This window comes from Micromonospora sp. WMMA1947 (genome assembly GCF_027497355.1).
In the GTDB taxonomy this organism is placed as follows: Bacteria; Actinomycetota; Actinomycetes; order Mycobacteriales; family Micromonosporaceae; genus Micromonospora.
Genome location: NZ_CP114909.1, coordinates 1,745,634 through 1,759,196, shown reverse-complemented (window position 1 = coordinate 1,759,196; position 13,563 = coordinate 1,745,634). Strand labels below are relative to the sequence as shown.

The following is a 13,563-nucleotide window of genomic DNA, read 5'->3' as shown; positions in this document are numbered from 1 at the left end:
CGGAAAGCGGGTAAGCGCCGCCGACCGGACCGATGGGAGAGCGGAGCGCATGAGCGACAGGCGAGCCACCGAACCAGTGCCGGACCCCGGCTACGAGCCGCCCGCCAAGCCGGTCGATCCCGAGTCGGAGCCGGACGTCCTGCTCGACGTCCCGGAGTTGACCGTCGACGAGATCCGGCTCGCGGTGGACGGGCTCGACGCCGACCTGTCGCTGCGCGCCCGGCTGGCCAACCTGCTCCAACTCGATGCCGGGGTCCGGGTGCACCTGGAAGGCGTCGAGCTGGACATCACCGGGGTGCGCGCCGAGGCGCTGCTCAAGGTGCGGCTGGAGAAGCTGGTGCAGATCCTCGACCGGGCGCTGACCACCATCGACCGCAACCCGCAGCTGATCGACGCGCTGGCCCGCTCGGCCGGGGTCGCCCTGGACGACGTGCACCGGCTCGCCGCGCCGGTCGTGGACCAGACCGGGCGTACGGTGGCCGCGGCCGGCGAGGTGGTCGAGCGCACCGCTCCTGCGGCGGTCAATCGAGCGGCGCCGGCGGCCGGTGAGGTGGTCGATCGGGCGGGTCCGGCGGTGTCCGGCCCGATCGAGGCACCCGAACCGCCCCAGCGCCCGGCCCGGACGGAGTCCCCACCGGCTGGTGGCGATCGGCCGAAGCCGTCACCGGCGCCCGGTGCCGGGCGGACTGAGCCGCCACCGCCGCCTGGTGCCGGGCGGGAGAGCAAGGCGAAGTCCGAGCGCGCTGCCGGCTCGGAGCGGGGCGCCGGCGCGGGCTCGTCGGCCGACCGGTCCGGCGAGAAGGGCCGCGGTTCGGAGCGAACCGGCCAGCCGGCGAGCGCCGCAGCCGAGGCGGCGCAGCTGGCGGGACAGGCCGGACAGGCGCTCCGGCAGGCAGGTCGAAGCGTCTGGGAGGCGATCCAGGGCAGCCCCACCCAGAACCGCCGCCCGCCCAAACCCTGACCCGCCCGCCCTCGCCCTCGCCCTCGCCCAGCCCGCCCCCAGCCCGTTGATCAAGGAGTTTGTGTCCGGTTCACCCGCCCTGGATGACACCAACTCCTTGATCAACCGGGTGTCTGTGCTTCAGCTGAGATCGCGGCCGAGGTCGGCGAGCAGGGCCTCGACCCGGGCCCGGATCTCGTCGCGTACGCCTCGCGCCACGTCGAGGGACTGGCCGGCGGGGTCGGTGAGTTTCCAGTCCTCGTACCGTTTCCCGGGGAAGACCGGGCAGGCGTCGCCGCAGCCCATGGTGACGATGACGTCGCTGGCCTCGGCGGCGTCCCAGGTCAGCCGGGCCGGCGTCTGACCGGTGAGGTCGATGCCCACCTCCCGCATGGCCTCGACCGCGACCGGGTTGATCCGGTCGGCGGGCTCGCTCCCGGCGGAGCGGACCTCGACGAAGTCGCCCGCCAGGTGGCGGAGCCACGCGGCGGCCATCTGGGAGCGGCCGGCGTTGTGCACGCAGACGAACAGGACGCTCGGCTTGTCACTCATCGCGCTTCGGTCTCCCGGGTGGGGTGCGGTACCACCACGTCGTCCGCGGTGTCGGCGGCGTGCGGGTACCAGAGGGCGAGGGCGGCGACGGCGACCACGCCGCCGGCCAGTTGGGCGGCGACGAAGCCGGGCACCGAGGCGGGCGCGATGCCCGCGAACGTGTCGGTGAGGGCCCGGCCGACGGTGACGGCGGGGTTGGCGAACGAGGTCGACGACGTGAACCAGTAGGCCGCGCCGATCCAGGCGCCGACGGCGGCCGGCGCGGCGGCGGTACGGCCGGACCGGGCGAGCGCGAACACCAGCACCACCAGGCCCGCGGTGGCGACCACCTCGGCCAGCAGGAGGTGGCCTCCGCCGCGTGCGGTGCGGGACCAGGTCACGGCCGGCAGGCCGAACATCAGGTGGGCGAGGACGGCTCCGGTGATCGCGCCGCCGACCTGCGCCACGGCGTACGCGACGAGGTCCCGCCCGGTGAGGCCGGTGCCCGCGCGCCGGCCCAGCCACCAGTCGACGGCGGACACCACCGGGTTGAAGTGGGCGCCGGACACCGGGCCGAAGGTCAGGATGAGCGCGCCCAGCGCGAGCGCGGTGGCGATCGCGTTCTCCAGCAGCTGCAGCCCGGTGTCGGCCGGGGAGAGCCGGGCGGCCGCGATCCCGGAGCCGACCACGGCGGTGACCAGCAGCGCGGTGCCGGCGAACTCCGCCGAGGCGCGCCGGGGCAGGGCGAGCGTCACGAGTCGTGGGCGGGGATCTGGAGCAGCGCGCCGAGCTGGCGGAACACCTCGGGGCGGACGCGGTACCAGACCCAGGTGCCGCGCCGCTCGGAGTCGACCAGCCCGGCGTCCCGCAGCACCTTGAGATGGTGCGAGATGGTCGGCCCGGACAGGTCGAACGCCGGGGTCAGGTCGCAGACGCAGATCTCCGGCGCCGAGGCGATCATCGACATCAGGCGCAGCCGGACCGGGTCGCCGAGCGCCTTGAACATCGGCGCCACCACCGCCGCCTGGTCCGGCTCCATCGGGCGTACGGACATCGGCGGGCAGCAGGCGACCGCGTTGACGTCCACCAGCGGCAGCGCTTGTTTCGACATTCCTCTAGGTTGACAGACTTCAAAACAGGCGGCAAGGTTGGTCCTGCTTCGATAATCATCTAGACAGGGAGTTCACATGTCCCGCGTCCAGCTCGCCCTGCGCGTGTCCGACCTCGAAGGCTCCGTCGCCTTCTACAGCAAGCTGTTCGGCGTCGAGCCGGCCAAGCGCCGCCCCGGCTACGCCAACTTCGCGGTGGAGAACCCGCCGCTGAAGCTCGTACTCCTCGAAGGTGAGCCCGGCCTGCCGACGGTGATGGACCACCTCGGGGTCGAGGTGGCCACCACCGACGAGGTGAACGCCGCGACCAGCCGGCTCACCGAGTCCGGCCTGATCACGCTGGAGGAGAACGACACCGAGTGCTGCTACGCGCTCCAGGACAAGGTGTGGGTGCGCGGTCCCGGCGACGAGCCGTGGGAGGTCTACACGGTCAAGGCCGACTCGCCGCAGTTGGAGAAGGTGACCGAGAGCGCCTGCTGCGCCTCGGACACCGCGGAGCAGCCCGCCGCGGTCTGACCCGGATACGGCAAGGATCCCCATCGGAGTGTCCGCCGGTGGGGATCCTTCCCGACGGTTCAGCTACGCCGCCTGAGTGCCGAGCCCTAGCGGGACCGGACCACCGCCGTGACCTCGACCTCGAGCACAGCGCCCGGTAGGAAGAGCCTGCTGATCTCGACAGTCGTGCTCGCCGGCGGCGGTGTGCCCGTGAAGATCCGGCGCCGGACGGCCGCGTACGCCGGAAGGTCAGCCAGGTCCGTCATGAACGTGCGGATGTGCAGCACGTCGTCGAAGCACGAGCCGTGCGCCGCGAGCACGCCGCTCACGATCTCGAAGATCCGTTCGGCCTGGGCGCCAGGGTCTCCGGGGGCCACCACCTTGCCCTCGTCGTCGACGGCGACCTGTCCGGCGAGCATCAGCAGCGCGCCGCCGCCGACATCGATCCGGGCGACGTGCGCGAAGCGGTCGCCGAACGGCGTCGCGACGGATGCGGGGTTGTCCAGGGTGAGGCGCATCAGCATCCCTTCAGGAAATCGGCTGAGACGAGGGAGGACAGGTCCGCGTCCTGGTCCGGTACGGCCTGCATCAGGTCGAGGGCGGCCTCCAGCACGGGCGCCGGCACCGGGTGGCGCAGCGCCAGCCGCGCGTCCTTCGCCGCTAACGCGACTGCGAACGAGGCGCTTGGGGCTGTGGCCCGTCCGACCGCGCCGGCAAGGGCCCCACGGCCGAGGACGTCGAGGGCGGTCTGCCTGTCGACACCGAGCGCCGTGGCGACAGCGAGCGCGTCGTGCAGCGCGGCGACAGCAGTCACCAAGCCCGTGTTCGCGACGAGCTTGACGGCGGCGCCTGCGCCGATCGGACCGCAGTGGCGGACCGTCCCGAGTTGCCCCAGCACCGGAGCCGCACTCTCCACGGCATCGGCAGGGCCGCCCGCGAAGATCACCAGCGTGCCGGCCTCGGCGGCGTTGACGCTGCCGCCGACGGGGGCGTCGAGGAGGGAGACGCCCGCCGGAAGCCGGTCGGCCACCGCTCGTACCTCGTCCGGCCCGATCGTCGACATCTGTACCACGACCGTCCCGGGCCGGAGCGCGGTGGCGGCGCCGTCCGGCCCGAACAGCACCGTCTCGACCGCGCCGGCGTCGGCGAGCATGACGACGACGACGTCGGCTCCGTCGACCGCGGCGGACGGGCTCACGGCCACCGTCGCGCCGACCGCGGCGAGCGGCTCCGAACGCTCCGGGCTGCGGTTCCACACTCTGACCCGGTTGCCACCGGCAAGGAGGCGACGCGCGATCGGCGTACCCATGTGTCCTGTCCCGAGGACCGCGATGATCTTCACGCGGTAACGCTAGGACGGTGAGAGCAATGCGACCAACGAATGTCTCGCATGCCTGCCATGCGTGATTACCATGCCTGCCATGGAGACTCAGCTGCTGGAGGTGTTCCGCACCGTCGCGCGGCACGGCTCGATCACCACCGCCGCACGCGCCCTCAGCTTCACCCAGTCGGCTGTCTCCCGGCAGATCGCCGCGCTCGAGGCCGACATCGGCGCTCGGCTCTTCGACCGGCTGCCCCGCGGCGTCACCCTGACCGAGGAGGGACGAGAGCTGCTCCCGCACGCCGAGGCGGTCCTCGACCGGCTCGACGCGGCCCGGCGTGACCTTGAGGACCTGCGCGGGCTCGGCCGAGGGCGGCTGCGTGTGGGTGCCTTCCCGACCGCTGTCGCGGCTCTCGTACCCCGGGCGATGGCGTCGTTCCGCTCGTCCCATCCCGAGATCTCGCTGTCGCTGGTCGAGGGCGTGACGCCGCGGCTGCTGGAGCGCCTGCTCGCGGAGGAGGCGGATGTGGCAGTGGTCAGCGCCTCGCCCACGGGAGAGCTGGACCGCGAACGATTCGACCTGCGACATCTGCTCGACGAGCGGCTCCTGGTCGCGGTCGCCCGTGACCACCGGCTCGCGCGCCGCCGCTCGGTGCGCCTGTCGGACCTCGCTCAGGACGCGTTCGTCGTGGGCTCGGCCACCGCGGAGAACAGCCTGCTCCGGGCAAGCCTGCCCAGCGGCTTCTCACCGCGCATCGACATCGTCGCGGCCGAGTGGACCGGCAAGCTGGGATGCGTCGCCGCCGGGCTGGGGGTGGCTCTGGTCCCGGCCCTGGCGGTACGCGGAACCCCGCCGGACATCGCCCTGCTACGCCTGCATCCGGACGACGAGTCGGTACGGCAGATATTCGCGGCGACCGTGCGGGGCAGGACGCCGTCGCCGACGGTCACGCGGTTTCTCGAGCATCTGCGGGCGGAGGCGGCCCACCTGGGCTGAAAAGCAGAACGCCGACCTGCGTTCCCGCTGGTCGGCGTTCCTGTAGCCCGGCGAAAGGCTATGTGGCCAGGGGCGGGGTCGAACCGCCGACCTTCCGATTTTCAGTCGGACGCTCGTACCAACTGAGCTACCTGGCCGTGGTGCTCGGCACATGCTACCGCACGAGCCGATACGCAGAACGCCGCGCATCGAGCTGCGCGGCGTCAGCGCTTGCGGTCCTGACGGGACTTGAACCCGCGACCTCCGCCTTGACAGGGCGGCGAGCACTCCAACTGCTCCACAGGACCTGGCTGGTGTTGCATCCGGCGCGAGCCGGACCGTGCCCCCAACGGGATTCGAACCCGTGCTACCGCCTTGAAAGGGCGGCGTCCTGGGCCGCTAGACGATGAGGGCGGCCCCGCCATCATTGCACACTCGCAACTTCAAGCGGACTTGCTCCCATCCGGCCCCGCCGGAGGCAGGAGAAGCATATGTCATGCCTGCACGGACGGCCAAACCGGTATGGGCATGACCGTGGAGCCGGACAAAACCGCAGGTCAGCGCGGTAGGGCGATGCCGAACCGGCGCTTGATGTCCGGAATCAGGTGCCGGCACGCCGCCATCGTCTGGGCCCGGTCGCCGCCCGCGTCGTGCATCAGCACGACCGAACCGTGCCGGGTGGCCCCCTTCACCCGCTTGATGATCGTCTTCGCCGGCGGGTGGTCCCAGTCCTGCGGGTCCACGCTCCAGTGCAGCGGGCGCAGGCCCATCTGCTTGGCGACCACGACCTCCTCGGCCGTCCAGCGGCCGCCGGGCTGGCGGAACCAGGTGATCGGCGCCTTCGGCGCGGCGGCGTGAATGGCCTCGTTCGTCCGTTCCAGGTCGGATCGGATCTCGGCGGCGGACCGCCGGCCCAGGTTCACGTCGTGGTGCCAGCTGTGGTTGCAGAGCTGGTGCCCCTCCCGGACGATCCGGGCCACCAGCTCCGGGTAGCGCTTGGCCTGCTTGCCGACGACGCAGAAGGTGGCCTTCACGCGGGCCGCCCGGAGCTGGGCCAGGATCTGCGGGGTGAAGCGGGGATCCGGACCGTCGTCGAAGGTGAGCGCCACGCCGTTGCTCCCGCTGGCCCGGTGCAGGCCCGCCGGCAGCTTCTTCGGCACCGGGCGCAGCTTCGGCTTCGCGGGGGTGGTGGTCGGTGAGGGCTTCGTCACCGGCGTCGGGGACGGCGACGCCGAGGCCGACGGCGGTGCGGCGGCCTTCTCGGGTGACTTGCCGGGTTCGCCGCAGCCGGTGACGAGGAGCACCAGGCCCAGGGCGAGCGCCGACAGGGCGCGTGGACGCATTCGTCGCTCCCGGAGGGGTCGGGGTCAGACGGACTTTCCGACCGTAGTGGACGTCGACCCGGAACGGGAGAGGGGCTCAGCTCGTCGTCGACTGGTCCAGCGAGTCCCGTACCGCCACGGCCAGCGACAACGCCTCGGCCAGGTCCACCGGCCGAACCACCCCGGCCGGCAGCGAGTCGGCCCGCCAGCCGGGCCCGGCGGCGAGCACCAGCAGCGGCCGGCGCGGTACCGCCAGCAGCGCGGTGAGCTGGCACGGGTCGGCCGTCGCGCGGATGTGCGACCACAGCACCACCGCCGCCGGTCCGGTCCGGTTGACCGCCTCGACCAGGGCCGGCACCGGTACGCGGGCGCCGAGCATGCGGTAACTCACACCGACCTCGGCCAGCGCGGCGGCGAGCGCCTCCAGCGGCAGCGAGTGCTGCTCCTCGTCGGCGCAGGAGAGCAGGATCCGGGGCGGGCCGTTGGTCGGATGGGACTGCGCCACTGTGGCGAACGCCTCGGAGACGCACCGGGACATGAGGTGTTCCACCTCGATCAGCGCGGAGGTGGCGGCGTGCCGCTCCCCGATGCCGGCGAGCACCGGGCGCAGCAGACCCTCCCAGGTCGCCACCACGCCGTCGGCCGCCAGCGCGTCGGCGATGGTCCGGCCGATGGTCACCGAGTCCAGTCGCATGGCGGCACGGGCCAGCCCGCGCGCCGCCGGTCCGGCCCGGCCGACCGGGATGGTGGTGCCGCCCCCGTCGCGTACCGTCGAGACCCGTGCCTTGAGGCCGAGCCGCTCGGGCGGCAGCACGGCCGGTGCCTGCCGCGCCCAGCGGGCCGCCTCGGCGGGCGCCACCCCCTCGGTGGTCAGCCGGCGCATGATCTCCAGGCGGGCGAGGTCGGCCGGCGTGTACCGCCGGTGATGGCCCGGTACGTGCTCGCTGGGACCGAGACCGTAGCGCTGGTGCCAGGTACGCAGCGTGGTGACCGCCACGCCGAGTCGGCGTGCGACGGCCCCCGCGCTCAGCGCCTCATCGGCCACCCGACCGCTCCGGTGCCTCGGTGGCCGGTACGCCCGGCCGGGACGCGTCGGTCGGGTGCAGCAGCCGGTTGACCACGCCGCCGAGCCACGGGGCGTACTCGCGGGGGTGGGCGTCCAGGTCGGCCACCACCGCGCCGGGGTCGACCCAGCGCAGGTCGGCCACCTCGTCCGGGTCGGGCCGCGTCACCAGGTCGGCGGGTACGTCGGCGCGCAGCACGTGGTCGTACTCGAACTCGACCCGTCCGGTCGCCGGGTCCTCGGCGTAGTAGAGGTAGACGCCGACCTCGGTGAGGTCGACCGGGTCGACGCCGAGTTCCTCGGCGAGCCGCCGGTTGGCGGCCTCGGCCGGCGACTGGCCGGGCAGCGGGTGCCCGCAGCAGGAGTTCGCCCAGCGCAGCGGGAACCGCGTCTTGACCGCGGCCCGCTGCTGCAGCAGCACCCGCCCCTCGGGGTCGACGAGGAGCACCGAGAAGGCACGGTGCAGCCGCCCGGGTGGCTGATGGGCGCTCGCCACTGTGGTCTCGCCGAGCACCCGGCCGTCGTCGCCGACCAGCTCGACGAGATGTGTCTCCCGCTCGCTCACGACATCGTCCCGGTGATCCGGGCGGCGGCGATCTTGCCGCTGATCAGCACCATCGGCACCCCGACGCCCGGCTGCGTGCCGGAGCCGACGAACACCACGTTGTCCAGCGTCCGGTGCAGGTTGGAGGGGCGGAACGGGCCGGTCTGGAAGAGGCTGTGCGCGGCGGCGAACGGGGTGCCGGCGGCCATGCCCTGTGCTGCCCAGTCGGCCGGGGTGACCGCCCGCATCACCTCGATGCCGTCGCCGAAGCCGACGTAGCCGCGCTCCTCGAGCGTGCTCACGAGCTGGTCGGCGTACCGCTGGGTGAGGTCGCCCGTCCAGTCGAACGGCGCGCGCTCCAGGTTCGGCACCGGCGCCAGCACGTAGTAGGTGTGCTTGCCGGCCGGCGCCACCGACGGGTCGGTGCGGCTCGGGTTCGTCACCAGCAGCGACGGGTCGGTCATCAGCTCGCCTCGGCGGATCACCTCGTCGAACGTGCCCTTCCAGGACCGCCCGAAGTGAATGTTGTGGTGGGCGATCTTGCCATAGCCCTGCGTCGAACCGATGTGCAGCACCACGCAGGACGGCGAGTAGGTGAGCTTGCGCTGGCGGCTGGGCGGCAGCAGGTCCTGGTAGGCGACCGGCAGGTCAGGGTTGAGCACGACCGTGTCGGCGGGGACGAAGTCGCCGTCCGCGGTGACGACGCCGGTCGCGCGGCCGTTGGCGGTTTCCACCCGGGTCACCGTGGTGCCGTACCGGATCTGCACGCCGTGCTTCTCGGCCGCGCCGGCCATGCCGCGCGAGACCGCGTGGATGCCGCCGCGCGGGAAGCACACCCCGGCCACCGAGTCGAGGTACGCGATGACCGCGTAGATGGCCAGCGCGTCGTGCGGCGACAGGCCCGCGTACATGGCCTGGAAGGAGAAGATCCGCTGGGTACGCGGGTCGCGGAAGAATTGGTTGATCTTCGTCTGGAGCCGCCGGAAGGCGCCGCTCGCGAACAGCTTCAGCAGGTTGCCGGTGAGCAGGTCGGTCGGCGCGTCGAGGTTGCGCTCGATGAAGTCGGCCCGTTCCCACTGCCACAGGTTGCGGGCGTAGTCGACGAAACGCAGGTAGCCGTCCGCCTCCCGGGGGCCGCAGACGCGGGCGATCTCGGCCGCCATCCGGGTGGTGTCGGTGATGACGTCCAGCGTCGACCCGTCCGGGTAGTAGGCGCGGTACGCCGGGTCGAGCGGGGTCAGGTCGAGCCAGTCGGTCAGTTCCTCGCCCACCGCGCCGAGCGCCTCGGCGATCAGGTCGGGCATGGTGAGGACGGTCGGGCCGGTGTCGAACTCGTACCCGTCGACGCTCAGCCGCCCGGCGCGTCCGCCCGGCACCGGCTCGCGTTCCAGCACTGTCACCTGCCGGCCACTGCCGGCCAGGTGCAGCGCGCAGGCCAGCCCACCCAGCCCGGCGCCGACCACGACCACCCGGTCGGTCCGTCCCTTGACGGTACGCATTCCGGCCCCCTTGCTCGCGAAGTTGCTCATCATGCCCGCCGCGCCGTGGCGGCGGTGGCGAGGCCGGTCAGCGCGGTGCGCGCGGTCTCGTCGATCGGTGCGGTGCCGAGCGCGGCGAGCGCCTCGGTCACCCGCTCGGAGATCATCCTTTCCACCCGGGCCGCGGCCCCGGTGTCCCGGACCACGTCGGCCAGCCGGTCCACCTCGTGTGCCGACGTGACCGAGCCGGCCCGCTCCAGGACGCGGCGCTGCGCCGGGTCGGCGAGTTGCCGGGCCAGCATCAGCAGCGCGGTCGGCTTGCCGGTACGCAGGTCGTCCCCGGCCGGCTTGCCGGTGGTCTCCGGGTCGCCGTAGACGCCCAGCAGGTCGTCGCGGAGCTGGAACGCCTCGCCGACGGCCAGCCCGTACCGGGTGTACGCGGCGATGAGCGGGCCGTCCGCGTCGGCGCCGGCCAGGCAGGCGCCGAACAGCAGCGGACGCTGGACGGTGTAGCTGGCCGTCTTGTAGCGGGCCACCCGTAGCGCCCGGTCGACGGTCCAGTTCGCCGAGTCGTTCTCGCCGAGCACGTCCAGGAACTGCCCGGCGACCGTCTCCACCCGCATCTGGTCGTAGCAGCGGCGTACGTCGAGCAGCCGGTCCGCCGGGACCGCCGCGTGTGCCATGAGCCGGTCGGCCCACACCATGCACAGGTCGCCGATGAGGACGGCGACGGCTTCGCCGTACCGGTCGGGGTCGCCGGTGTGCCCGGCGGCCCGGTGCCGGGCGGCGGCGGCCCGGTGTGCGGTGGGCAGCCCTCGCCGCGTGTCGGAGGCGTCCATCACGTCGTCGTGCACAAGCGCGAACGTGTGCAGCAGTTCCAGCGCGGACAGCGCGGGGAGCACCGAGCACAGCGGTTCCTCACCGCCGACCACACCTCGCCATCCCCAGTACGCGAACGTGGGGCGGACCCGTTTGCCGCCGGCCAGCACGCTGTCGCGTGCCGTCGCGGCGAAACCACCCATCGCTGCGTCGATCTCGGTGAGCGAGTCGACTTCCGCGGCCAGGAACGCCACCAGCGTCTCATCGACCCCTTTGATCAGGTCTTTCGTGAACGCGGCCAGTACGCCGCGGACCGGATCGTCCGTCGCCCCGGGCTGAGCCGGCGCGACGCGGAGCGCATTACCCGCAACTGCGTCGTTGGCCATGTGGGCGAGCGTACCCTAGGGTTACGAGTTGCGTCGATTGCTGCGTCGAAACTGAGGAGGGCCGATGGACACGGATCTGACCGCTGCCTATGACCGTTGCCGCGAGCTGCACCGGCGTCACGGCCGTACCTACTATCTCGCCACCCGGCTGCTTCCCGCCTGGAAACGGCGGCATGTGCACGCCTTGTACGGCTTCACCCGCTACGCGGACGAGATCGTCGACCGCACCGAGGACCTGCCGCCGGCCGAGCGCGCGGCCCGGCTGTGCGAGTGGTCGGATCGATTCGTCGCCGGGCTGCACGGCGCGTCGGTCGACGACCCGCTGCTCCCCGCGGTGCTGCACACCATCGCCGTGTTCGACCTGGACCGCGACGACTTCGCGTCGTTCCTGCGCAGCATGGCGATGGACCTGACGGTCATGTCGTACCCGACCTACGACGACCTGCTCGACTACATGGAGGGCTCGGCCGCGGTCATCGGCACCATGATGCTGCCGATCCTCGGCAGCTCCGACCCGGCCGCCGCCCGCGAGCCCGCCCGCCAGCTCGGCTTCGCGTTCCAGCTCACCAACTTCATCCGCGATGTCGCCGAGGACCTCGACCGGGGCCGGACCTACCTGCCCGACGAGGACCTGGCCAAGTTCGACCTCACCCGCGACGACCTGCTCGCCGCCAAGGCCGCCGGCCGCACCACGCCGCGCATCCGCGAGCTGATCGAGTACGAGGTGACCCGCGCCCAGGCCCACTACGTGGCCGCCGCGCCCGGCATCCCGCTGCTTCACCCCGCCTCGCAGGCGTGCATGCGCACCGCGTACGCGCTCTACGGCGGCATCCTCGACGAGGTGGCCGCGCAGGACTACGACGTCTTCGTCCGCCGGGCCCTGGTGCCGCAGCGGCGCCGGATGGCGGTGGCCGCGCGGGCGCTGCTCACCCCGTCGGGCACGCCGGTGCGGGTGCCCGGCCCGGCACTGGAACCGGCCCTGGCCGGATGACCGGCCGCACGGCGGTCGTGCTGTTCACCCGTGACCTGCGGGTGCACGACCACCCGGCGCTCGCCGCCGCCTGCTCCGCGTTCGACCGGGTGGTGCCGCTCTACGTGCTCGATCCGGCGTTGCAGAAGCTCTCGCCGAACCGCACCCGGTTCCTGCACCAGAGCCTGGCCGACCTGCGTGAGGCGCTCCGCACACGCGGCGGGGACCTGGTGATCCGGCGTGGCGACCCGGTGGCCGAAACGGTCGAGCTGGCCCGGAAGGTGGGCGCCGAGGGCGTCGGGCTCTCGGCCGACGTGAGCCGCTACGCACACCGCCGGGAACGCCGGCTGCGCGCCGAGTGCGAGCGGCACCGGATGTTCCTGCGCCTGTTCCCCGGCCTGACCGTCGTCGAGCCCGGCGCGCTGCGCCCCGGCGGCGGCGACCACTACCGCGTCTTCAGCCCCTACTTCCGCGTCTGGCAGGGCGCCCGGTGGCGGGACGAGCTGGCCGCGCCGAAGCGGGTTCGGCTGCCCGACGGCGTCGACCCCGGCCGCCTGCCGGACCCGCCGACTGGCGACAGCCCGGATGCCGCCATCGGCGGCGAGGCCGTCGCCAGGCGCCGGCTCACCGCCTGGCTGCCCACCCTCCATCGGTACGGCGACATCCACGACGACATGGCCGGCGACGAGACCTCGCGGCTCAGCCCGTACCTGCGCTTCGGCTGCGTGTCGCCGCTGGCCGTGGCGAACCGGGCGGGTGACCGGGACGGACCCTTCGTCCGGCAGCTCTGCTGGCGCGACTTCTACCACCAGGTGGTGGCCGGTTTCCCCGACCTGTCCACTGTCGCCTACCGGCGCGGCGCCCGCGAGGAGTGGCGCGAAGACGCGCACGCGCTCGACGCCTGGACCGAGGGGCGTACCGGCATGCCGATCGTGGACGCCGGCATGCGCCAGTTGCGCGCCGAGGGGTGGATGCACAACCGGGCGCGGCTGATCACCGCCGGCTACCTGACCAAGCACCTCGGACTGGACTGGCGGCCCGGCCTGGAGGTCTTCTTCCGCCGGCTGCTCGACGGCGACCGGGTCAACAACTCGGGCAACTGGCAGTGGGTGGCCGGCACCGGCAACGACACCCGGCCGTACCGCGGCTTCAACCCGGTACGGCAGGCCGAGCGCTACGACCCCGACGGCGCGTACGTGCGGCGCTGGGTGCCCGAGCTCGCGTCGGTGGCGGGCAAGGCGGTCCACCAGCCGTGGCGGCTTCCAGGCGAGGTGCGCCGCACGCTCGACTACCCGCCACCGCTGGAGGTGCCGGGCGCCGACCCGGTCTGGCTCCGCTGACGCCGCCCGCCGCCCCGCCGCCCCGCCGCCTCGCCGCCCGCCGACCCGCTGCCCGCCGACCCGCCGCGCGCCGGCTTGCGGGGACGCGCGGGCGGTCGCGCCAGATGCGTCGCCCGCGCACGGTCACGAACCCCGCCGGCGCTGACCTCCCGCGCGTCGCGGGCCGGCTCCTCGGTTACCTTCGGTGATCGGGTGCCCCGCCGACACCGTTCACCTCTGGTCCCCTTTGCTCTGCAGCCATATCCGCATCGGTTGCCGAAAGTGACCGT

Annotated in this window: 15 protein-coding genes and 3 tRNA genes; 5 read left to right on the top strand and 13 right to left on the bottom strand. The window is 73.0% G+C overall.

Annotated elements, in window-relative coordinates; genetic code table 11:
* Positions 1-49: 49 nt before the first annotated feature.
* On the top strand, positions 50-961 hold the full coding sequence (locus O7604_RS08490; protein ID WP_281579342.1) for a hypothetical protein: 912 nt from the start codon (positions 50-52) through the stop codon (positions 959-961).
* A 120-nt stretch (positions 962-1,081) separates the two neighbouring features.
* On the opposite strand, the gene O7604_RS08485 is transcribed toward O7604_RS08490, so the two are convergent.
* From O7604_RS08485 to O7604_RS08475, 3 genes are read right to left on the bottom strand one after another with little or no spacing between them, the layout of a single operon-like run.
* Positions 1,082-1,492: an arsenate reductase ArsC gene (locus O7604_RS08485; RefSeq protein ID WP_281579341.1), complete on the bottom strand. Its 411-nt coding sequence runs from the start codon at positions 1,490-1,492 to the stop codon at positions 1,082-1,084.
* Positions 1,489-2,226 carry an MIP/aquaporin family protein gene (locus tag O7604_RS08480; protein ID WP_281579340.1) on the bottom strand — a complete coding sequence of 246 codons (738 nt, stop codon included), beginning with the start codon at positions 2,224-2,226 and terminating at the stop codon, positions 1,489-1,491. Before O7604_RS08480 ends, O7604_RS08485 begins: the two co-directional genes overlap by 4 nt.
* Positions 2,223-2,582: a metalloregulator ArsR/SmtB family transcription factor gene (locus O7604_RS08475; protein ID WP_269703049.1), complete on the bottom strand. Its 360-nt coding sequence runs from the start codon at positions 2,580-2,582 to the stop codon at positions 2,223-2,225. The genes O7604_RS08480 and O7604_RS08475 overlap by 4 nt, the downstream gene beginning before the upstream one ends.
* A 76-nt stretch (positions 2,583-2,658) precedes the next feature.
* On the opposite strand from O7604_RS08475, the gene O7604_RS08470 reads away from it, so the two are divergent.
* The gene (locus tag O7604_RS08470) at positions 2,659-3,096 is read left to right on the top strand and encodes an ArsI/CadI family heavy metal resistance metalloenzyme (protein WP_269703046.1); all 438 of its coding nucleotides are present in this window, start codon (positions 2,659-2,661) and stop codon (positions 3,094-3,096) included.
* Positions 3,097-3,182: 86 nt separating this feature from the next.
* Here O7604_RS08470 and O7604_RS08465 read toward each other — a convergent pair whose 3' ends face one another.
* Both O7604_RS08465 and O7604_RS08460 read right to left on the bottom strand, forming a co-directional pair.
* The gene (locus O7604_RS08465) at positions 3,183-3,599 is read right to left on the bottom strand and encodes a RidA family protein (RefSeq protein ID WP_281579339.1); all 417 of its coding nucleotides are present in this window, start codon (positions 3,597-3,599) and stop codon (positions 3,183-3,185) included.
* The gene (locus tag O7604_RS08460) at positions 3,593-4,417 is read right to left on the bottom strand and encodes an NAD(P)-dependent oxidoreductase (protein WP_281579338.1); all 825 of its coding nucleotides are present in this window, start codon (positions 4,415-4,417) and stop codon (positions 3,593-3,595) included. The genes O7604_RS08465 and O7604_RS08460 overlap by 7 nt, the downstream gene beginning before the upstream one ends.
* A 79-nt stretch (positions 4,418-4,496) precedes the next feature.
* Between O7604_RS08460 and O7604_RS08455 the strand changes: the two genes are divergently transcribed.
* Positions 4,497-5,393: a LysR family transcriptional regulator gene (locus tag O7604_RS08455; protein WP_281579337.1), complete on the top strand. Its 897-nt coding sequence runs from the start codon at positions 4,497-4,499 to the stop codon at positions 5,391-5,393.
* A 63-nt stretch (positions 5,394-5,456) separates the two neighbouring features.
* On the opposite strand, the gene O7604_RS08450 is transcribed toward O7604_RS08455, so the two are convergent.
* The 8 genes from O7604_RS08450 to O7604_RS08415 all read right to left on the bottom strand — a co-directional run bounded on the left by O7604_RS08450 (position 5,457) and on the right by O7604_RS08415 (position 10,984).
* Positions 5,457-5,530 (bottom strand) — tRNA-Phe (locus tag O7604_RS08450).
* A gap of 76 nt (positions 5,531-5,606) precedes the next feature.
* Positions 5,607-5,680, bottom strand: a tRNA-Asp gene (locus O7604_RS08445).
* Positions 5,681-5,713: 33 nt separating this feature from the next.
* Positions 5,714-5,786 (bottom strand) — tRNA-Glu (locus O7604_RS08440).
* A 143-nt stretch (positions 5,787-5,929) separates the two neighbouring features.
* On the bottom strand, positions 5,930-6,715 hold the full coding sequence (locus O7604_RS08435) for a polysaccharide deacetylase family protein (protein WP_269703040.1): 786 nt from the start codon (positions 6,713-6,715) through the stop codon (positions 5,930-5,932).
* A 76-nt stretch (positions 6,716-6,791) separates the two neighbouring features.
* A complete protein-coding gene (locus tag O7604_RS08430) occupies positions 6,792-7,739 on the bottom strand; it encodes a MerR family transcriptional regulator (RefSeq protein WP_281579336.1) in 948 nt (315 codons plus the stop codon).
* Positions 7,729-8,322, bottom strand: a complete 594-nt coding sequence (gene idi, locus O7604_RS08425) for an isopentenyl-diphosphate Delta-isomerase (protein WP_269703036.1) — start codon at positions 8,320-8,322, stop codon at positions 7,729-7,731. The genes O7604_RS08430 and idi overlap by 11 nt, the downstream gene beginning before the upstream one ends.
* A complete protein-coding gene (crtI, locus tag O7604_RS08420; RefSeq protein ID WP_281579335.1) occupies positions 8,319-9,800 on the bottom strand; it encodes a phytoene desaturase family protein in 1,482 nt (493 codons plus the stop codon). Before crtI ends, idi begins: the two co-directional genes overlap by 4 nt.
* 29 nt (positions 9,801-9,829) lie before the next feature.
* A complete protein-coding gene (locus tag O7604_RS08415) occupies positions 9,830-10,984 on the bottom strand; it encodes a polyprenyl synthetase family protein (RefSeq protein WP_269703032.1) in 1,155 nt (384 codons plus the stop codon).
* Between the two features lie 64 nt (positions 10,985-11,048).
* Between O7604_RS08415 and O7604_RS08410 the strand changes: the two genes are divergently transcribed.
* Positions 11,049-11,975, top strand: a complete 927-nt coding sequence (locus O7604_RS08410; RefSeq protein WP_281579334.1) for a phytoene/squalene synthase family protein — start codon at positions 11,049-11,051, stop codon at positions 11,973-11,975.
* On the top strand, positions 11,972-13,294 hold the full coding sequence (locus O7604_RS08405; RefSeq protein WP_281579333.1) for a deoxyribodipyrimidine photo-lyase: 1,323 nt from the start codon (positions 11,972-11,974) through the stop codon (positions 13,292-13,294). Before O7604_RS08410 ends, O7604_RS08405 begins: the two co-directional genes overlap by 4 nt.
* Positions 13,295-13,563 lie beyond the last annotated feature (269 nt).